20 protein-coding genes are annotated in these 19123 nt (G+C 74.8%); 11 read left to right on the forward strand and 9 right to left on the reverse strand.

Annotated elements, in window-relative coordinates; all coding sequences use genetic code 11:
- Window positions 1–157 precede the first annotated feature (157 nt).
- Complete coding sequence (locus ACZ52R_RS17230) at window positions 158–1981, forward strand: DUF2398 family protein (protein WP_465753680.1); 1824 nt, start codon at window positions 158–160, stop codon at window positions 1979–1981.
- Window positions 1982–2167: 186 nt separating this feature from the next.
- Here the strand turns inward: ACZ52R_RS17230 and ACZ52R_RS17235 are convergent, their stop codons facing one another.
- From ACZ52R_RS17235 to ACZ52R_RS17250, 4 genes are all read right to left on the reverse strand, one after another.
- Complete coding sequence (locus tag ACZ52R_RS17235) at window positions 2168–2347, reverse strand: hypothetical protein (RefSeq protein WP_465619798.1); 180 nt, start codon at window positions 2345–2347, stop codon at window positions 2168–2170.
- 119 nt (window positions 2348–2466) lie between these two features.
- The gene (locus ACZ52R_RS17240) at window positions 2467–2589 is read right to left on the reverse strand and encodes a hypothetical protein (protein ID WP_465662311.1); all 123 of its coding nucleotides are present in this window, start codon (window positions 2587–2589) and stop codon (window positions 2467–2469) included.
- A gap of 331 nt (window positions 2590–2920) precedes the next feature.
- On the reverse strand, window positions 2921–3292 hold the full coding sequence (locus ACZ52R_RS17245) for a MerR family transcriptional regulator (RefSeq protein ID WP_465619802.1): 372 nt from the start codon (window positions 3290–3292) through the stop codon (window positions 2921–2923).
- 54 nt (window positions 3293–3346) lie between these two features.
- The gene (locus ACZ52R_RS17250) at window positions 3347–4129 is read right to left on the reverse strand and encodes an alpha/beta fold hydrolase (RefSeq protein ID WP_465753681.1); all 783 of its coding nucleotides are present in this window, start codon (window positions 4127–4129) and stop codon (window positions 3347–3349) included.
- Window positions 4130–4431: 302 nt separating this feature from the next.
- On the opposite strand from ACZ52R_RS17250, the gene ACZ52R_RS17255 reads away from it, so the two are divergent.
- Window positions 4432–5679 carry a sulfite oxidase gene (locus tag ACZ52R_RS17255; protein ID WP_465753682.1) on the forward strand — a complete coding sequence of 416 codons (1248 nt, stop codon included), beginning with the start codon at window positions 4432–4434 and terminating at the stop codon, window positions 5677–5679.
- A gap of 76 nt (window positions 5680–5755) precedes the next feature.
- Here ACZ52R_RS17255 and ACZ52R_RS17260 read toward each other — a convergent pair whose 3' ends face one another.
- From ACZ52R_RS17260 to ACZ52R_RS17280, 5 genes are all read right to left on the reverse strand, one after another.
- Window positions 5756–6406, reverse strand: coding sequence for a TetR/AcrR family transcriptional regulator (locus ACZ52R_RS17260; RefSeq protein WP_465619807.1), 651 nt, complete (start codon window positions 6404–6406; stop codon window positions 5756–5758).
- Between the two features lie 90 nt (window positions 6407–6496).
- The gene (locus ACZ52R_RS17265; protein ID WP_465619809.1) at window positions 6497–7405 is read right to left on the reverse strand and encodes an acyl-CoA thioesterase; all 909 of its coding nucleotides are present in this window, start codon (window positions 7403–7405) and stop codon (window positions 6497–6499) included.
- A 199-nt stretch (window positions 7406–7604) separates the two neighbouring features.
- Entirely contained in the window at window positions 7605–8792 is a 1188-nt protein-coding gene (locus tag ACZ52R_RS17270; protein WP_465662366.1) for an MBL fold metallo-hydrolase, read from the reverse strand.
- A gap of 374 nt (window positions 8793–9166) precedes the next feature.
- Window positions 9167–9619: a MaoC family dehydratase gene (locus tag ACZ52R_RS17275; protein ID WP_465753683.1), complete on the reverse strand. Its 453-nt coding sequence runs from the start codon at window positions 9617–9619 to the stop codon at window positions 9167–9169.
- Between the two features lie 110 nt (window positions 9620–9729).
- Window positions 9730–10173, reverse strand: coding sequence for a pyridoxamine 5'-phosphate oxidase family protein (locus tag ACZ52R_RS17280; RefSeq protein WP_465619811.1), 444 nt, complete (start codon window positions 10171–10173; stop codon window positions 9730–9732).
- Between the two features lie 283 nt (window positions 10174–10456).
- Here ACZ52R_RS17280 and ACZ52R_RS17285 point away from each other — a divergent pair, with 283 nt between their 5' ends.
- The 9 genes from ACZ52R_RS17285 (at window position 10457) to ACZ52R_RS17325 (ending at window position 19123) form a co-directional block, all read left to right on the forward strand.
- Window positions 10457–11308 (forward strand): hypothetical protein, encoded by an 852-nt coding sequence (locus ACZ52R_RS17285; protein ID WP_465753684.1) that lies wholly within the window; start codon window positions 10457–10459, stop codon window positions 11306–11308.
- 137 nt (window positions 11309–11445) lie between these two features.
- A complete protein-coding gene (locus ACZ52R_RS17290) occupies window positions 11446–12069 on the forward strand; it encodes a hypothetical protein (RefSeq protein ID WP_465619815.1) in 624 nt (207 codons plus the stop codon).
- Entirely contained in the window at window positions 12063–13001 is a 939-nt protein-coding gene (locus ACZ52R_RS17295; RefSeq protein WP_465662319.1) for a hypothetical protein, read from the forward strand. Before ACZ52R_RS17290 ends, ACZ52R_RS17295 begins: the two co-directional genes overlap by 7 nt.
- Before the next feature lie 64 nt (window positions 13002–13065).
- Entirely contained in the window at window positions 13066–13947 is an 882-nt protein-coding gene (locus tag ACZ52R_RS17300; protein WP_465662321.1) for an SAF domain-containing protein, read from the forward strand.
- Window positions 13947–15260 (forward strand): CpaE-like family protein, encoded by a 1314-nt coding sequence (locus ACZ52R_RS17305; RefSeq protein WP_465753685.1) that lies wholly within the window; start codon window positions 13947–13949, stop codon window positions 15258–15260. The genes ACZ52R_RS17300 and ACZ52R_RS17305 overlap by 1 nt, the downstream gene beginning before the upstream one ends.
- Window positions 15250–16899 carry a CpaF family protein gene (locus ACZ52R_RS17310; protein ID WP_465619822.1) on the forward strand — a complete coding sequence of 550 codons (1650 nt, stop codon included), beginning with the start codon at window positions 15250–15252 and terminating at the stop codon, window positions 16897–16899. Before ACZ52R_RS17305 ends, ACZ52R_RS17310 begins: the two co-directional genes overlap by 11 nt.
- A complete protein-coding gene (locus ACZ52R_RS17315) occupies window positions 16899–17861 on the forward strand; it encodes a type II secretion system F family protein (protein ID WP_465619824.1) in 963 nt (320 codons plus the stop codon). The genes ACZ52R_RS17310 and ACZ52R_RS17315 overlap by 1 nt, the downstream gene beginning before the upstream one ends.
- Window positions 17858–18736, forward strand: a complete 879-nt coding sequence (locus ACZ52R_RS17320; protein ID WP_465619825.1) for a hypothetical protein — start codon at window positions 17858–17860, stop codon at window positions 18734–18736. Before ACZ52R_RS17315 ends, ACZ52R_RS17320 begins: the two co-directional genes overlap by 4 nt.
- 96 nt (window positions 18737–18832) lie before the next feature.
- Window positions 18833–19123, forward strand: coding sequence for a hypothetical protein (locus tag ACZ52R_RS17325; protein ID WP_360489919.1), 291 nt, complete (start codon window positions 18833–18835; stop codon window positions 19121–19123).

The following is a 19123-nucleotide window of genomic DNA, read 5'->3' on the forward strand; positions in this document are numbered from 1 at the left end:
CGCCCGGCGGGTGACGGGGTGGCTGGGGAGTCGAGGGGTGGCGGGAGGACTCGGAGCGGAGGGCGGGCGGCCGATTCGAGCGCTCTTGCGGAGACTTCCTCAGGAGGGCGGTTGCTGCCACCGGGTGACCCGGGCACCGTCTACGCTGGACCCCGACATGGATCAGCAGGAGTACGCGGTCGGCGCCACCCGGGTGGCCGCCGGCAGGCCGGACGGACGTACGGGCGGGGCAGGTCGGGGAACCGCCGCCGCCGTCCTCGCCGTACGCGAAGCCGCGCGGGCCGATGCCGTCGATTCCGTCGGTGTCGTTGACGCGGTCGATGCGGTCGATGGCGCCGATGCGGCCGACGTGGCGCCCGGGACCGCTCCCGCAGCCGTCACTGACGACGCGCAGGCCGCCGGTGCCCCGCCCGGCGCGGTCCTCTCGCCCGACCCGGGGCTGCTGCGGCTGGCCCACTGGTTCGCGGCCGCCGCCCCCGGCACCGCCGACGACCTCTGCACCGCCTCCTTCGGCCTCTACCCCGCCCGCCACCTCGGCGCGCCCGCCGAGCCCGCCGACCCCGACGTCAGCTGGTGGCACGGCCCCACCGCCCACGGCCTCGCGTCCGCGCGTACCCGAGAGGCCCGCGCCGACGGCGGACTGCGCCGCGCCCGGCGGGACTCCGCCGCGCTGCCCGTCGTCCGGTCAGGCGCCAAGCCGGGCGGGCCCGGCAGGCACCGCAAGCCCGAGCGCACCCGGGCGATGCCGGAGACCGCCGCGAGTGCGTGTCCGCCGCCGCTCGCGGTCACGGTCGCGCAGGATCGTTCCGGCGAGGAGCTTCCCGCCGCCGAGCGCCGGATCGCCGCCCGGCTGCTGCTCGCCCACCCGCTGGTCACCGCCTCCGGCCCGCACGCCGACGGCTTCCCGCTGATCCGGCGTCACCGCGACTGGCTCGCCGAGCGCTTCGACACCCTGCTCGGCTACCGCCTCGAGGTCGGGCCCTGGCACGCCCGGCTCTGCAAGGCCGGCCTTGGCCCCGGCACCGCCCGCCGCCTCGAACACCCCGTCACCGGCGCGCCGTTCACCCCCGGTGGCTACGCCCAACTCGCTCTCGCCCTGGCCCTGTTGGTCGACGCGCCTGAGCAACTCGAGTACCGGCGGCTGCTCGACGCGATGCGCGCCGCCGCGCCCGGGCTGACCGCCGACCCGGCCGACCTCGACATGGCGCTCGCCACGCTGGCCGAGTGGCAGGTGCTCGGCGATCCGCCGGGCGACCCCGCCGACGACACCTTCGTGCTGACCGTGGATCGCGAACTCGCCCGCGCCGTCCCGGCCGGCCCGCCCGCCCTCGCCGACGACGCCGCCGACCTCATCCGCCGTGCCGCCGAGGCCGAGCCCGCCACCGCCGTGCGCCGCCTCCTCGCCGAGACGCCCGCCGTCCTCGCCGCCGACCTCCCCGAGGACCGCCGAGCCTGGCTGCACGAGCACCGGCTCAGCGGTCCCGCCGCGCTCGCCGAATTCCTCGGCCTGGAGGCCGAACTGCGCGCCGAGGGCGTCGCCCTGCTCGACCCGGCCGCCGAACTCACCGATGTCGCCCTCCCTGGCGCCGGCACCCTCGCCCAGGCCAGCGTGCTGCTGGTCGAGCGCCTGGTCGAGGAGGTCCGCCCGCTGCCCGGCGAGACCACCGAGGGCGACGTCCCGATCGCCGACGCGCTGATAGACGGCGTCCTCGGCGACATCGCCGACGAGTACGGCCTCCCGGCCCGCTACCTCTCCGACCGCACCGCCCTGCGCCGCGACGCCCTGGACCTCCTCCACCGCCTCGGCCTGATCACCCCCACCCCCCAGCTCAAGCGCCCCCCGACCTGGCACCTGCGTCCCCACGCCGCCCGCTTCGCCCCCGCCCCGGACCTCCGCCCCACCCCCGGCACCGGCCGCCACTCCCGCCCCGGCCCCTTCGTCCCGCCCCCACCGGGCCCCCGCACCGAACAGCGGGCGTAGCGCCCTGCGCCGCGTCCGACCTCCTGCATCTCCTGCCCCCGCGTCCCACCGCCGCATCCCGCCCGTGCCCCGCCCCCGCGGCGAACGGCGGGTGTGCTGCCGCCGTGTCCGTCTCGGGACGGGGAAAGCAAAAGCACCGCGTCCGGATGCGGGACGGCGGTGCTGGATGGAGAGGGGTGGGTGCGGCTATTTGCTGGCGGTCGCGCTGGCGAGAGGGCCGTGGTCGACGGTTTCCACGGTGGCGCCGACGCCCAGGGTGCCGAGGGCGATGGAGGCGAGGACGGCGGTGCAGGCGAGCAGGCGGCGGTGCCGCTTGGGGAGGGGGAAGCGCGGTTCCTGGTAGGGCGCCTGAGGGCTGGCGTTCATGACAGGGAGGTTTCCAGGGCGGCGTGAACGGTCGGTACGCGCGGGTGAAGTCCGGAGGGGGGTTGGGCGTCGGTTGGCCGCGTACGCCCCACTCGTCGGGAGCGGGGCGTACGCGCAGGTCAGCGCGGTGTGGTCTGATCGCCGACGGCGACCCGGACGGCGACCCGGACGGCGTCCCGCAGGCCGTGCGCCGGGTGGAAGCGGGAGGGGCCGGCGGCCGGGTCCTCGCGGAGCTCCTTCACGAGCCGATGATGACCAGCTGGGCGTTCTGGGTGTTGCGACGGAGGTGACGTACCCGAGGCCGTCGGCGACCTGCAGCGCGCCGAGGCCGAGGCTGGTCGCCGAGCCGAGCACCAGGACCGCGTTGATGCCGAAGACCGCCCGGTCGGTGGGGAGGGTCGCGGCGGGTTCGTCGGGCTCCTTCACGCGCTGGCCGGGCTGCGGTGGCTGGCTGCTCATCGGACGGACCTCTCGACATACGGGATTCGATCTGTATGTCGCACTGTGTCCAGTCGGTTCCGCGAGCGGCGGGAGGGCGCGCCGGGGAGGCGGCGGGTGCGGGCCTGCGTCCCGTCAGGCGGCGAGCTCCTCGGCCGGATCGTGCGCGGTCGTGAGGTAGTGGGAGAGCGCCCGGCGGCTGCGGGTGAGGTCGTCGATCCGGGCGTCCAGGTCGGCGAGTTCGCCGCGCAGGGTGGCGAGCAGGTTCGGGCAGGCCTCCAGGACGGGGACCGGGCCGGCGGCGCACGGCAGCAGCTCGGCGATGACCCGGGTGCTCAGACCGGCCGCGAGCAGGCTGCGGACCTGCCGCACCCGTACGGTGTCCTGCTCGCCGTACTCGCGGTAGCCGGCCGTCGTGCGGGCGGGCCGGAGCAGGCCCTGCTCCTCGTAGTAGCGGAGCAGCCGGGTGGACACCCCGGTCAGGCGGGCGAGTTCTCCGATGCGCATGATCGGCCGAACGTCGCAGCCGGCCGGGGTGTTCCCGCCGCCGCCCCCGCCCGTTCAGTCCTTTCCGAGGCCCTTGACGAACTCCAGTACCACGTCGCGCAGTTCGGGCAGCGCCTCGACCATCGGCAGGTGGCCGGTGGCGAGTTGGGCGAAGCGCGCGCCGGGGATGCCCTCGGCCAGCAGGCGGTGCTGGGACGGCGGGACGAGCATGTCCTCGGCGGTGCCGACGACCAGGGCCGGCACGGCTATCGCCGCCAGCTCCGCGCGCACGTCGGCCTCGCCGGCGAGCCGGAACTGCTGCCGGAAACCGGCCGGCTGCGGGGACTTGAGCGCCTCCCCCAGCCCCGCGAGCTGTTCGGCGGGCAGGGCGTCCACCCAGGACCCGGCGAACGTGACGGCGAGTACCAGCCGGGCCAGGTCGTCGGGCCGCTCCTCGAGGTCGACGATCAGCTCGGAGAGGATCCGCATCCGCGCCGAGCCGCCGGCCACGCCCGCGAGCAGCAGCAGTGAGCGGACCCGCTCGGGGTGGCGGGTGGTGATCCGGACGGCGACGGCGGCGCCGAGCGAGTAGCCGGCCAGGTCGAAGGTGTCCAGGCCCTCCGCGTCGGCGGCGGCGACCAGCCGCTCGGCCAGGTCGTCCAGGGTGAGCCGGCCGGGCTCGTACGGACTGTCGCCGGAGCCGGGGAAGTCGGGGGCGACGACGGTGCGGTGGACGGCGAGGTCGGGCAGCAGCGGGCCCCAGTTGTCCCGGGCGCTGCCGCCGGCACCGTGGGCGAGCAGCAGGCCGGGGCCGGAACCCTGGACGATCCGGGCGAGCGGGGCGGGGGCGGAAGGCATGGCTTCGCTCCTTCGTGGACGGTGATTCCTCCGACAGCGAGGACGGTAGGTGTTCACACCGGTGAGAAGGTCAAGCGCACGGGCCTGATGCGGGTTCGACGGCAACCCGCCGACACGCCCGGAACCCGCTCCCGCCACCGCCGCCATGGTTACGTACCGCGCCGGAAGGCCTACGCTGAGACCAGGGAGGCCGTTCGGACACCGTACGAACGCTCTCCGCCGCCGGGGCGCTCACCGTGCCCGCGTCGGCCGCGCCGGAGTTGCCCCGGGCCGGGCGGTCGCCGAGGAGGTGCCCAGGCCCCATGTCCGGAAACGTCAGCTCCGGCAATGTCAGCTCCGGCAATGTCAGCTTCAGTGATGTCAGCTTCAGTGATGTCACGACCGGAAGCCCCGGCTCCGGTGACGTCGCGTCGGGACACGTCAGGTCCGACAACGACGCGTCGGGAATCGTCAAGCCGCTGCCCGCCGAGTGGTTCGTCCCGCACGGCACCAACGCCGAGATGCGCTGGGAGGCCCTGCGCGACGCCGAGGGCGGGGCCGCCGTCGGCCGGCACGTGCCGGTGGAGCGGTTCTTCGTCCGCAACCACACCGGCACCCCGCTGATCGACCCCGACACCTGGCGGCTGCGGCTGTTCGGCAGCGGCCTGCGCGGTGCCCCGACGGCCGAGCGGCCGGTGGAGTTCGACCTGGCAGGCCTGCGCGCGCTGCCCGCGACCCGGATCAGCGCGGTGATCGAGTGCGCCGGAAACGGCCGTGACTACTTCCGCCGTCAGCAGGGCCAGTGCGTCCCGGGCACGCCGTGGACGCTCGGCGGGATCGGCTCGGCGGCCTGGCGGGGCGTGCGGCTGGCGGAGGTGCTGCGGGCGGCCGGGCTGACCGGGGCGGCGGTCGACGTGCTGCCGACCGGGCTGGACGCGGACTACGTGGTCGACGGCGTCAACCACGGCCCGGTGCGCCGCCCGCTGCCGGTCGCCAAGGCGCTGGAGGACGCGCTGCTCGCGTACGAGATGAACGAGGAGCCGCTGACCCCCGACCACGGTGCGCCGCTGCGGCTGGTGGTACCCGGCTGGGTGGGGATCGCCTCGATCAAGTGGGTCGGCACCATCGAAGTCGCCGACCACCCGCTCCAGTCACCGTGGAACACCGACTTCTACCGGATGTTCGGCCCCGACTACCCGCCCGGCGGTAGCGAGCCGCTCTCCGCGCAGGTGGTCCGCAGCGCGTTCGAGCTGGCCCCGGGCGCGGTACTGGAGGCCGGCCACGGCCACCGGTTGCACGGGCGTTCGTGGTCCGGCGCGGCGGCGGTGCGCCGGGTCGAAGTGAGCACCGACGGCGGCCGGACCTGGCGGCGCGCCGCGCTGCACGGCGGGTCGCACGCCGACGACTGGACGCGCTGGAGCTTCGACTGGCACCCCGAGCGGCCCGGCCGGTACGAGCTGCGCGCCCGCGCGACGGACCGCCGGGGCAACAGCCAGCCCGAGCGGGCGGCGTTCAACCGGGAGGGCTACCTGTTCGGCGCGGTGGTGGCCCACCCGGTGACGGTGGTCTGAACCCGCCCCGGGGCCGGCCCGTCGACCGACCCGCCTGAGGGTCGGTCGGTGGTCCGCACCCCGGGCCGGGCGGGGCTCAGCCGGTGGAGTGGACCTCGTACGGGGCCGGGTACCGCGTTTCGTACGGGGTCAGCACCAGCCGCACCACGTCCTCCAGGCGCCGTCTGGCGTCCCCGAGGGTGGTGCGGCCGGTCACCCAGGCGGTCAGCTCGCCCTGCCAGGCGTGGGCGACGATGTGCCGCACCAGGTCGCTGGACGCGGCCGGCACTTCGGCCGTCACCGCCTGCAGGGCAGTGCTGTCGGCCCGGGCCATGCCTTGCAGCGCCTCGCTGGCGAAGGGATCGGTGGAGGCCGCCACGGCCACCCGCAGCCGGGCGAGTTCGGGCTGCCGCTGGTAGGCCCGCATCCCGCCCCGGACGAACCGGACCGCCCGGTCGGTGGCCCCCGGCCCGGCCCGGGGCCCGCGCAGCTCGGCCACCAGGTCGGCCAGCAGCAGGCGGTGCCACTCGGCGATCGCCGCCGCCAGGAGGTGGTCCTTGGAGGAGAAGTAGCGGTACGCCGTCCCCAGGGCGACTCCGGACCGCTCGCAGACCTGCTTCATCTGCAGCCGCTCGACGCCGATCTCGTTCACCAGGGCGAGCGCGGCCGCGATCAGGCTTTCGCGGCGTTGGAGCTGACGTGGAGACATGGCCTCCACCGGCCGTGGTGACAGGTCAACCTTGGTCACCCGCACCATGATACGGGCCAGGGCCGCTCAGGAGTATGACGCCGACCGGCCGCCTTCCGTTCGCCGGTAGGTCACCGGGGCCCGGAGGCGCTACGACTGCCGGCGGATCAGCGCCTCCTGGACGGCCGAGGCGACCAGCCGGCCGTCCCGGTCGTAGAACTCGCCGAGCGCCAGGCCGCGGCCGTCCGAGGAGGACGGGCTGCGCTGGGCGAACAGCAGCCACTCGTCGGCCCGGAACGGGCGGTGGAACCACATCGCGTGGTCCAGCGAGGCCATCAGCAGCGTGGGCGGCTCGGTGCGTTGGAAGAAGTTCGGCTGCTCGTCCAGCCCGGCGGTGGAGGCCAGGGTGAGGTCGGACAGGTAGGTGAGCGCGCCGGCGTGCAGCAGCGGGTCGCCGTCCGGAAGTGGGGAGGCGGTGCGCATCCAGACGAACTGCTGGAGCAGTCCGGGGACGGACGGCGGCACCCCGGGCGACCCCGGCGGGACGAAGCGCACGTCGAGGTCGCGGAAGCCGCCGCTGGCCGCCACCATCCTGCGGACCTCCTCCGGGGCCTCGGCGACGGCGTCCGGCAGGGACTCCGGGGCGGGCAGCGGCGGCATCTCGCGGCGGCGGTCGCCGCCCGGCTCGGGGTGCTTGAGGGAGACGGAGAGCGAGAAGATCTCGTTCCGCTTCTGCATGGCCGTCACCCGGCGGGTGGTGTACGAGATGCCCTCGCGCACCCGCTCGACCACGTAGTCGATCGGTCGGGTCGGGGTGCCCGGCAGCAGGAAGTAGCCGTGCAGCGAGTGCACCGGGCGCCGGTCCTCGCAGGTGCGCCCGGCGGCGACGAGCGCCTGCGCGGCGACGTGGCCGCCGAAGGCGCGCATCGGGGCACCGGCGTGGCAGTAGCCCCGGAACGTGTTCTCGTCCAGCTGCTCGAGCTCCAGCAGCTCGGCGAACGGGGAGGTCGGGTGGGCGTCCCGGGCGGCCCGGACGGGCGGTTCGGTCAGGTCGGTCACGAGGCCATAGTGGCAGAAGCCAACCGTGTCGTGGTGTGACGTGGGTAACTCGGCCGGGGTGGGGGTTTGACGGAGGGGGTGGTAGAACACGTTTCAGTCGTGCGTCGTTCCGATGGGACTGCCAGACCCCTCGGTCGGTGACAACGTTCAGCGAACAGATGTTGAAATCTGTTCGCTGAACTCTGTCCGCTGAAAGTTGTCAGCTGAACTCCGTCACCTCTTCGCGCACCGCGGCCGTCTCCGGAGCCGTCCCTGCCACGGCTTCCCGCTCGCCGACGACCGGAGGTTCGAAGCTGCGCGGGGCGGCGGTGACGGCGCGCCACCACAGGCGCAGCGCGGGCGGGTCGGCGGGCTCGAAGGGCTTGCCCGGCCGGGGCATCGCGAGGCGGGCGCCGAGCGCCTGGGCGGCGGCGACCGCCCGCTCGGCGGGCTCCTCCCAGGGGTGCAGCGCGAGGTTGAACGTGCACCAGTGGATCGGCAGCAGCAGCTCGCCGCCCAGGTCCAGGTGCGCCCGCACGCCCTCCTCGGGCGTCATGTGCACCTCGGGCCAGAAGTCGCTGTACGCGCCGACCTGCACCATCGTCGCGTCGAACGGGCCGAGCCGGCGGCCGATCTCGGCGAAGCCCGGGAAGTAGCCGGTGTCCCCGCTGTGGAAGAGCCGGTGCCCGCCGCCGGACACCACCCAGGAGGCCCACAGGAACAGGGCGCTGGTGCGCGGGCCGCGGCTGCAGTAGTGGCGGGCCGGCGTGGCGGTCAGGGTCAGTCCGGCGACCTCGGCGGACTCCCACCAGTCCAGCTCGACGATCCGCTCGGCCGGCACGCCCCAGTGCTCCAGGTGCGCCCCGACCCCGAGCGGTACGGCGAACACGGCCTCCGTCCCGATCAGTGCCCGGATGGTGGCCATGTCCAGGTGGTCGTAGTGGTCGTGGGAGACCACGACCACGTCCACCGGCCCGAGTTCGGAGAGCGGCAGCGGCACCGGGTGCAGCCGCTTGGGGCCGGTCCAGGCGAACGGGGAGCAGCGCTCGCCCCAGACCGGGTCGAGCAGGACGCGCCGCCCGCCGATCTCGGCGAGCACGGTGGCGTGGCCCAGCCAGGTCAGCCGCAGCCCGGACTCCGGCGGTGTGGCCAGGTCGGCCGGGAGCAGCCGGTGCACGGGTACGGCGGCGCCCGGGAACCGGAGGGTCTTGTCCCCGGTCAGCTGGGCGCGGGTGATCTCCAGCGGGCTGCGTTCGTACACCAGGCGGCGGGTCGGCACCGGGTTGCGGAAGGCGCCGTCGGCGAACTGCGGGGAGCGGCGGATCCGGGCCAGCCGCTCGCCCCGGGGTTCGGCGCCGAACGCGTCGGTCCGGACCCGGTGCCAGGCGGCCCGGGGCAGCCCGGCCAGTCCGGGGACGGCGCGCTCGGCGGCTCGGTCGGTGGCGGGGCCCGCGGGCGGCGGGGCGAACTGCGAGGACAGACCGGCGAGGCGGGAGAACCACGGGGCGGGGCGGGGCACGGCTCCTCCAAGGACGGTCACGGCTACCAGGCGTGCCGGGACGCGCACCGCAGCGGCGGCCGGGGCACTGCGAGCGGCCGAGGTCGCTGCGATACGACAACCATCTCGTCGGAGGTTACTCGCCGTGGGCCGTCCGGACCTGGTGGAGGGCCCGGCGCGGTCCAATCGGGGGACCGCCGTATCCGCCCCACCCGGCAGGCATCGGCGGCGCGGCCCGCCGTATCCGCCGTATCCGCCGTACCCGCCGTACCCGCCCCACCCGGTCAGGCGTAGAAGCGGGTGATCGTCTCCGCGACGCAGTGCGGCTTGGCGCTCTGCTCGCTCCTGATGGTGAAGCGCACCACGGCCTGGACGCCGCCGGGCACCTCGGTGGCCGAGAGCAGCTCGGCGGTGGCCCGGATCGCCGTGCCCACCGGCACCGGCGCGGGGAAGCGCACCTTCTCGGAGCCGTAGTTCAGCGCCATCCGCACGCCCTCGACGGTGTAGCACTCCTTCGCCAGCACCGGGATCATCGACTGGGTCAGGTAGCCGTGCGCGATGGTCGAGCCGAACTGGCTCTCCTTGGCCCGCTCCGGGTCGACGTGGATCCACTGGTGGTCGCCTGTCGCCTCGGCGAACAGGTCGATCTGCCGCTGCTCGATGGTGTGCCACTCGCTGGTGCCCAGCTCGGTGCCGACGGCGGCGGTCAGCTCGGCGAGGGAGGCGAAGGTCGTCACGGTGCGCTCCTGGTGGGGGACAGGCCCGGGGAGGGGTCAGGACGCCGGAAGCGTATGCCTACCCACCGGTATCTGTCAGGAGGCCGAGCGGAAGCCCCCGGCCGAGCTGCTCACGGCCGCAGCGCGGCGCGCCCCGGGGCGCCCTGCCCGGTCGGGAACAGCCGCCGGCCGCTGACCAGCTCGGGCACCAGGGCGACGAACAGCGGCTCCGGGTCGCCGATCCACGGCCGCAGGCCGGAACGCAGCACCCGCCGCACCTGCTCGGGGTCGCGCACCACGTCGGAGCGCCCGTGCACCAGCACGCTCCAACCGGTGCGGGTGAGGGGGTCCAGCAGATCGGCCTGGAAGGCGACCACGGTGCCGTCAAGCCCGCGCGCGGTGGTACTTCCCCGGCGCACGGCGAGCACCAGCCGCCCGTCCAGGACCTCGAAGGAGACCGGCAGGACGGCCGGCAGTGCGTGCTCGGTGTACACCACGCGCCCGACGGGCACGGTGCTGAGCAGTCGCAGGCACTCGGCCTCGCTCAGGGTCTCCACACGGTCCTCAGGCTCCATGCGTCCGATCGTCCTCGGTCGGCGCGGGCGTCGATAGGGCCCATGGTCCCTGGGCGGACGGGTCGGGAGCCCCGTCGGCGGCCGCCCGGGGCGATAGCCTGCCCGGCGGCGGAACGGCGACGTGGACCGGAACGGCGACGTGGACCGGAACGGTGACGTGGACCGGAATGGTGCGGCGAGCGGTGACGCGGACGGTGGCTCGCCCGCGAAGTGCTCGGCGGGCGCACCACAGTGGCGGGCGGCGGCCCCGGGTGCGCCGGGGCCGGCCAGGAGGGGGAGACCGATGGCGGGTGGGGTCGATCTGGTGGTGATCGGGGCGGACGGCGGGCCCGACCGGGCCTTCGGCGGTGCGGCGCTCGCGCCGGACGGGGCCCAGCTGCTCGCCGAGGTGCTGCCCGGTATGTGCTTCGACACCGGCGCGGCCGGCTGCCGGGTCACCGCGGCGGCGCCGGACGCGGACGCCAACGCGATGCTCACCGCCGTCCGGGACGCGGCCCAGCACCCGGGCCGCTGGCTGGTGGTCTGCCTGGTCGGCCAGTTGGTGGCCGACCCGCGCGGGCGCCGGCTCGCCCTGGTCACCGGCGGCAGCACCCCCGACAACGCCTACCGCAGGGGCCTGGCCTGGGACTGGGTGGTCAGTGCGATGGTGCACGGCGACCAGGAGGAGGCGCTGCTGCTGGTCGACGCGGTGGCCGACCGGGACACCTGGGCGGCCCTGGAGCGCGGCGGCGAGGACAGCGCGGGTGAGCTGCTGAGCTTCCCGCGCGTCCCACTGTGGGGCCGGATCGGGCGCTACGCCCCGGGCAGACGCGGCCGGGACGCCGTACTGCCGGGCGGTGAGGGCTCGTTCAGCCGGGCGCTGACCACCGTCCTGCGCCAGGGCGTTCCGGGTGCCCCCGCGGCCGTCGCCCCGTCGGACCTCCAGCCAGCCGTGGCGGCACTGACGGACGGGCGGGAGTCGGCCGGTAGTTCGGGTGCGCCGGGCGCGCGCCTGCTCGTTCCGCCGCAGGGCGGACGCCTCTTGATGCGCAATCGGGCCGCGGTTCGGGGCGCATTGGCCGGATTGTCGCTTTCCGAAGAACTGTTGGCCGTTCTGTGGCGGGAAAGTGCCCCGACGGAACCGCCTTCCGCGTAAGGTCAGGGGGCCTGAGGTGTTGCCGTGATGGGGTGGGTTGGCGAAGAATCGATCCCCAGCGGAAAGACCGGCGGGACAGCGGAATTCTTCTGGCGGCCGTGGATCACGGATCGGGTCGGTCGCGACGAGGTGGGGCCATGCGGCAGCGCGGAAATGTGTTGCGCCCTGGGGCCGTTGGGGTCGGTGGGGCGATTCTGGTGTTACTGCTCGGCGCTTGTGCGAGCGGTGGTTCCGGCGGTTCCGTCGATCACCTCGGGGCGACGGCGCCCACGGTTGCGGGAGCGGCTCCGGTAACTCCTTCGAGTGGTTCGTCAAACGCCTCGATCGCGCCGACCGACGGACCGGAAGGGGCGATGGGCCGACTGGCCCTGAAGACTTATCAGGACTGGTGGCAGGCGCAGGCCGACGCCTTCGCCCGTACGGATTCGGACGGATTCTCGCTGGAGTCGTACTCCTCCGGACGCGCACTGTCGGACGTCCTGGTCGGACTCCGCCAACTTCACGACGCCAAACTGGTGATGACCGGAACGCCGCGCAATTCCGCGGTGGTCAAGGCCATTGACCTCAAAGCCGATCCGCAGACCGCCGTGATCGAGGACTGCGTCGATGTGACCGACTGGCATCGTGTCGATGCCGTCACGCGGGCCGCGAAGGATCCGGCCCAACGGCTGAACCGCTACCTGGCGACGGCGTCCCTGCGCTGGTTCCAAGCACGTTGGCTGATCTACGACTTCAAGCGGGAGGTGGACCGGACATGCTGAACAGGCGCTATCGGGCCCGGCGATTCGTGATCCTCGCACCGTTGTCCGCCGGGTTGCTGCTGTCCACGGCGGCGGTGGCGTCGGCGGACGAACCACCGAGCGGGGGTGCCACCCAGTGCGCCCCCGACAAGATCTGCTCGGACGTCCACACCGGCGGCAAGACCCCCGATCCCGGCTCCACCCAGTCGGGCGGTGGCGGCGGCTCGTCCGACGGCCCGCTGGTGTGCAGCTACCACGGGGTGGAATGGGCCTGCCACGACCCGGAACGCGGCTGGTTCAACAGCGACGTGGGCTGCTATTTCAGGGTGCAGGACCCCCAGCCGCCGGAGGGCGCGCCGGAGTGGGACGGGCACAAGTCCACGGAAGGCGCGATCTACACGAAGATCTGCCCGCAGACGGGCGGTGGCACGGACGGCGTCCAGAGCGTGTTCGAGTCGAGCGCGCCGGCCGGTCCGCCGGTGCTGAACCTGGCGGCCGTCGGTCTCAGCCTCGCCCACGAGATGAAGTTCCCGAAGCCGGCCGCCGGCGTGGCACCCAAGGGCACGGCCGTGGTCAAGGCGCCGGTCTGGCTCTGGCTGGACGGCGTGCGGGCGCCCGATCCGAAGAAGCTCGAGGTGCCCGGAGCCTCGGTCACCGTCACGCCCGTGCTGAAGAACGTGACCTGGACCTTCGACACGGGCGTCGAGGTGACCTGCGACAAGCCCGGAACGCCGTACGACCCGAAGTACGGCGCCGCCGCGTCGCCGGACTGCGGGTACGCGTTCGCCGTCGGATCGGGCACCAAGAAGGACGGGGTCTTCGCCGGCACCGTGACGGCGAACTGGCAGGGCCACGTCGTCGTGACCGGGCCGAACGCCAAGGTCTTCGATGTCGACATCCCGCAGTCCTCGAAGTTCACGCTCAAGGTCGCCGAGGTGCAGGTCCTCAACTGACCGCCGCACGGCGGCGATTCGACTACTGACGATCCGGCAACGTACAAGGGAAGGGCGGAACCCGGTGGAGAACCGTACATTCGCGACGCCGGGATCCGGCACACCCGCGGGCGCCGGGGCCTCCGTGGCGCTCCCGGAGCAGCAGGAGCAGGCCGGCGGTCCGGGCAAGGGCCGTGGCCGGGGGCGGGCGGTGCCGCACGCGCCCGGGCGGACCATGCGGGCGAGGCGGCGGCGCCCGGCGGTGCTGGCGATGGCGATCGCGCTGATCGCGGCCGGCGGGCTGGGCGGGGCCGTCCTCTACAACAGCACCGGCCAGCGGGTCGCGGTGCTGGCGCTCGCCCGGGACGTGCCGTGGGGCCAGGTGATCACCGAGGACGACCTGGTGGTGGCCCGGATCGCGGGCGACCCGGCGCTGCACCCGGTGTCGGCCCAGGACCGGACGAAGGCGGTCGGCATGCGGGCCGCCACCGACCTCAAGCGCGGCGCGATGCTCACCAGCGGCGACCTGGCCCAGGGCCTCACCGTGCAGCCCGGGCAGATCGTGGTCGGGGTGTCGGCCAAGCGCAGCCAGCTGCCCGCCAGCCGGCTCCAGCCCGGGGTGCAACTGGTCGTGGTCTACACGCCCGACAACGGCCGGGCCGACTCGCTGGCCGCGACGGTGATCACCGTCGGCCGGGTGGACACCGACGGCAGCCAGGTGATCGATGTCGCGGTCGGCACCGCGGACGGGCCCCGGCTGGCGCAGTGGGTGGCGAGCGGGCGGATCCAGGTGCTGCTGGCGCCGCGCGGCGCCTCGGCCGGGGGCGCGGGCGGCGGCACCACGCCCGGCCCGGCGCCGAGCGGCAGCCCCGCCGCCGGTGCTCCTTCCGCCGCTGCGCCCCCGGCCGGTGCACCCTCGGCCGGGACCGGTGCGTCCGGGGCTCCGACCGCGACCGGGGGCGCCTGATGGCGGTGATCGCGGTGGTCGGCGGCCCGGGCGCGCCCGGCGCGACCACGACCGCGCTGGCCCTGCTCCTGGCCTGGCCGCTTCAGCCCGGGCGGCGCATCCTGCTGGTCGAGGCCGACCCGGACGGCGGCGCCGTGCTCGCGGGCGCCCTGGAAGGCCGGGTCGAAGCCGTCTACGGGCTGCGCAACCTGGCCGTGGCCGACCGGCGCGGACTGCTCGCGCAGACCATCTGGGAGCAGCTGATCGACCTCTCGCCGGACGGCGACGCCGAACGCCTGCTGCTCCCCGGACTCACCGACCCCACCCAGGCCCCCGGCCTCGCCTACACCTGGGAGCCGCTCGCCGAACTGCTGCACGCCGTCGAACAGCAGGGCTACGACGTCATCGTGGACCTCGGCCGCTCCGGCGCCACCGGCGCGAGCGCGGTGCTGGCCCGCCGGGCGGACGTGGTGGCGGTGACCGTCCGGACCACGCTGCGCGGACTGAGCTCGATCCGGCCCCGACTGTCCGCCCTCACCGAGGACCTGGCCTCCGCCGGCACCGGCTCGGACGCGCTCGGGCTGCTGCTGGTCGCCGAGGGGCCGTACACGCGCGCGGAGGTGGCGCGCGAACTCGGGCTGCCGGTGCTCGGGATGCTGCCGCACGCCACCCGGACGGCGAAGGTGCTCTCCGACGGCGGCGACACCACCGACCGGCGGTTCATCCGCTCCGAGCTGATGCGGACGGCGCGGTCGGCGGCGGACGAGGTGCAGCTGCTGGTCCGCCGCAGGCGGCAGCGGCTCGCGCCGGGCGCGGGCTCGGCGGCGGTGGTGCCGGGTCAGGCGCCGGCCCGGCTGTCGGCGGCCGCTCCGGTGGCGGGCGCTCCGGTGGCGGCTGCGGTGCCGACCCCGGTACCGGCTCCGGCGGTGCCCACTCCTCCGGTGCCGACCCAGCCGGTGCCGACGCCCGCCCCGACCACGTACGCGCAGACCACCTACGGACAGGCTCCGTACAGCCAGCCCGCGTACAGCCAGGCCGCGTACGGCCGGGCCGGGTACGGGCAGTCGCCCTACGGTCCGGTGGAGGCCGAGTCGCCGTCGTACACGCCGCCGCAGCCGGTTCCGCCGGTGATCATCACCGGTCCGGTGGCGCCGCTGGCCGGGCTGGCGCCGCAGCCGGCCGCACCGGCGCCGTTCCCGGCGCACGTGCAGTCGCCGCAGCGGGCCGAGCAGGACGACCGGTACCCGCTTCAGCAACCGACTGTGACGGATGATCAGGTGCAGGTGAACGGGCAGTACCCGCACAACCCCGGGGAGGTGCTCCGTGCGCGGTAGCCCCCTGCACCAGCGCCCGGCGGCCGACCCGGCCGCGCTGCCCTGGGCCGCTCCGGCGGCCGCACCGACGCCGACGGCCACGCCGACGGCCGCGCCCACGCCCGCGACCGGCCCGGTCGCGCCGCAGCCCGTGACCCCCGGCCCCGTAGCCCCCGGCCCCGTCCCCCCCGGCCCGGTCGTGCCCGGCTCGGCCGCGCCGACCGCCGTGCCCTCCCAGCTGCCCTCGCTGGACGTGCGTGGCTCCGCCACCCGGCCGGTCGTCGACCCGCAGGTCGCCCGGGAGCTCAAGCGTCAGGTCGCGGCCGAACTCCACCAGCAGATCAGCCGGTTGACCACCGCCTCCGGTTCCGAGCCGGACCGCGCCACCCGCCGTCAGCGCGGCCGGGCGCTGATCGAGGAAGCCGTCGCCCGCTGGTCCGACGCCTACGCGCAGACCCACGGCATCCCGCCCACCCGGGAGCAGGACCGCGCCCTCGCCGAGGCCGTCTTCGACCTCCTCTTCCGGGCCGGCCGGCTCCAGCCCTACCTGGACGACCCGGAGATCGAGAACATCCTGATCAACGGCTGTGACGACGTCTGGGTCTCCAAGGTGCACCAACCCCTGCGCCAGGTCCCGCCGGTGGCCGAAAGCGACGCCGAACTCATCGAACTGCTGCAGGACTTGGCCCGTCAGCACGGCGGTGGCGAGCGCAGCCTGTCCACCGCCAGCCCCACCCTCGCGCTGCGGCTGGAGGGCGGCATGCGCCTGCAGGCGCTCACCGAGGTGACGCCCCGCCCGTACGTGGCGATCCGGCGCCACCGGGTGGCCTCCGCGACACTGCCCGAGATGGTCGAACTCGGCACCCTGGATACCACCTTGGCCGCCTTCCTGGCCGCCGCGATCCGGGCCCGGAAGAACGTGATGATCACCGGCACCCAGGGCGTCGGCAAGACCAGCCTGCTGCGCGCGATGGCCGCCGAGATCCCGCCGGACGAGCGGATCGGCACCCTGGAATCGGAGTTCGAGCTCTGGCTGCACACCCTCGGCCACCTCCGCCAGGTCGTTCCGATGGAGGCCCGCGAGGGCAACGGCGAACGCGTCGAGGGGCGGCTGGCCGGGGAGTTGACGATCGGCGACCTCATCCCGGCCGCGCTGCGCATGACCCTCTCGCGCATCATCGTCGGCGAGGTCCGCTCCGGCGAGGTCGTCCCGATGCTGCGGGTGATGACCAACGGCGAGGGCGGCTCGATGTGCACCCTGCACGCCCGCGGCCCGCACATGGTGGTCGACCGCATCGCCGAACTCTGCCTGGAGTACGGCTCGCACATGACCGACTCGCTCGCCTACCGGCTCACCGCCAACGCCCTGGACCTCATCGTGCACGTCACCATGGTCGACGAGACCGCCGTCGGAGGCCGCCGGCACCGCTTCGTCTCCCACGTCCTGGAGGTCACCGGCCTCGGCGAGAGCGGCCGTCCCGCGCTGAACACCGTGTTCGGCCCCCGGCCGGACCTCGGTGAGCCGCGGGCCGTCCCGCACACCCCGCCGCAGTGCCTGGACGACCTGCGCCGGGCCGGCTTCGACGCCGGGCTGCTCGACTCCCGGTACGGGAGTTGGGCCACCCCGCTGCAACTGCGGATCGGCGGTGGCGCGCGGTGATGCTGCTGTTCGCCCTGTGCGGGCTGGCGGTCGCGGGCGGCCTGGTCGCCCTGGCGGCCTGGGCCCGCGGCAGCGAGCCCGGTGACGAGGACGCGGCCGCGCGGACCAACCCGCTCGCCGGGCGCGCCCACGTGTTCTGGTACGGCGCCCCCGGGGCGGCCGCGCCCCGGATGGTGCGGCTGCGCCGGGTCCAGCTGCCGCTGGCGCTCGTCGGCGGGCCGCTGGCCTGGCTGTTCACCGGCATCCCGCTGACCGCGCTGCTGGCGCCGCTGGCCATCTTCGGCCTGCCCTGGCTGTTCGACACCACCCGCGCGGACACCCACCGGATCGAGCGGCTCGAAGCGCTGTCCGAGTGGACCCAGCGGATCGCCGACGTGCTGCTGCTCGGCGTCGGCCTGAACCAGGCCATCGTCACCAGCCGCCGCACCGCCCCCACCGCCCTGGAGGACGAGATCGGCGAGCTGGCCGCCCGGCTGCAGGCCCGCTGGCGGCCCGAGGAGGCGCTGCACGCCTTCGCCGACAGCCTGGCCGACGCCACCGCCGACAAGGTGCTCGCCGCGCTCGTGCTGCGGGCCGGGGACAGCGGACCGGGCCTGGCCCGCACGCTGTCCGACATGGCCGACTCGGTGCGCGAGGAGGTCCGTCAGCGCCGCGTCATCGAGGCCGACCGGGCCAAGCACCGGACCACCATCCGCTGGCTGGTGGGCATCATCGTGCTGGTCGTCACGGTCGGCTCCTTCAACACCGAGTACACCCGGCCGTACGGCACCTTCCTCGGTCAGCTGGTCCTCGCCGTGGTCGCCGCCCTGTTCGTGGCGATCATCGCCTGGATGCGGGCGCTGGCCTCCCACCCGCCGGTGCCCCGGCTGCTCACGCCGGACCGGCGCAGCAGGAGCAGGCGGCGGACGGGCGCGCAGACGCCCGAGGCCGAGCCGGCCGAGCAGCTCGGGGAGGCCCGATGATCTCCCCCTGGTCCGTGCTGGCCGGCGCCGTCGCGGCCGGCGGCCTCGCCCTGCTGGTCGCCGAACTGCGGCCCGCCGCCCCGGACCTGCGCCAGGCGCTGGACCGGCTGCACGCCGTCCCGGCCGACCGCGAGCAGGACCCGGACGAGCGGCCGCGCTGGTACGACCGGATCGGCGAGCGGTCCGTCCACCTGCGCGGGGTCTCCGTCCCGCGCCGCGAACTCGCCCTGATCGGCCGCACCCCGGCCCGGTTCATGGTGCACAAGCTGCTGTTCGCCGCGCTCGGCCTGGTGCTGCCCGCCTACCTGGGCGCGATGGCCGTGCTGATGGACATCGGCCTGCCCTTCGCGCTGCCGCTGGTCGCCGGGCCGCTGCTGGCCGGCCTCCTCTGGTTCATTCCGGACGCCATCGTGCGCGGCGAGGCCAAGGAGGCGCGCACCGAGTACCTGCACGGCCTCGCCGCCTACCTGGAACTCGTCGCGCTGGAGCGCGCCGCCGACTGCGGCCCCGCCGAGGCGCTGCGCCGGGCCGCCGCGGTCGGGCAGGGCGCGGTGTTCCGGCGGATCCGCGACGCGCTGGAGCGCGCGGCCACCGACCGGCTCCCGCCGTGGGCCGGACTCGACGCGCTGGCCGAGGAGTTGGGACTCACCCCGCTGCAGGACGTGGCCGACATCATGCGGCTGTCCGGCACCGACGGTGCCGCCGTGTACGACACCCTGCGGGCCCGCGCCAAGGGCCTGCGCGGCGAACTCCTCGCCGAGGACCTCGCCCGCGCCAACGCCGACAGCGAGCGCATGGTCGCGCCGGGGGCCGCCCTGACGCTGCTGATGACCGTCCTGATCGTCTTCCCGGCGCTCCACCAGATGCTCAACTGACGCCCGACCGAGCCCGACCGAGTCTGACCGACGCCCGTTCCAGAGCAGCCGACACCACACCGCCCCACACCACATCGCACATCCCCGGGAGAACCGATGACCGTACGACTCGCCCAGCTGGCCGGCCGGGCACTGCGGCCCGTCCTGTTGCCGGTGCAGTTCGCCCTGCTGCTGTTCACGCTGCGGCTCGGCCGGCTGCGGGCCGCCCGGGCGCGGGGCGACCGCGGCGCGATCAGCATCGAACTCGCTCTCGCCATCATCGCGTTGGTGTTCGTCGCAGGCGCCGTCGCGACCGCGCTGTACCTGCTGAAGGACAAGGTCGTCCAGAAGGTGGAGCAGGACCCGAACCTGCCGGGTGGCGCGGCCGCGGGCGGCGCCACCAAGTGA

It is taken from the genome of Kitasatospora sp. NPDC034023 (genome assembly GCF_055575795.1).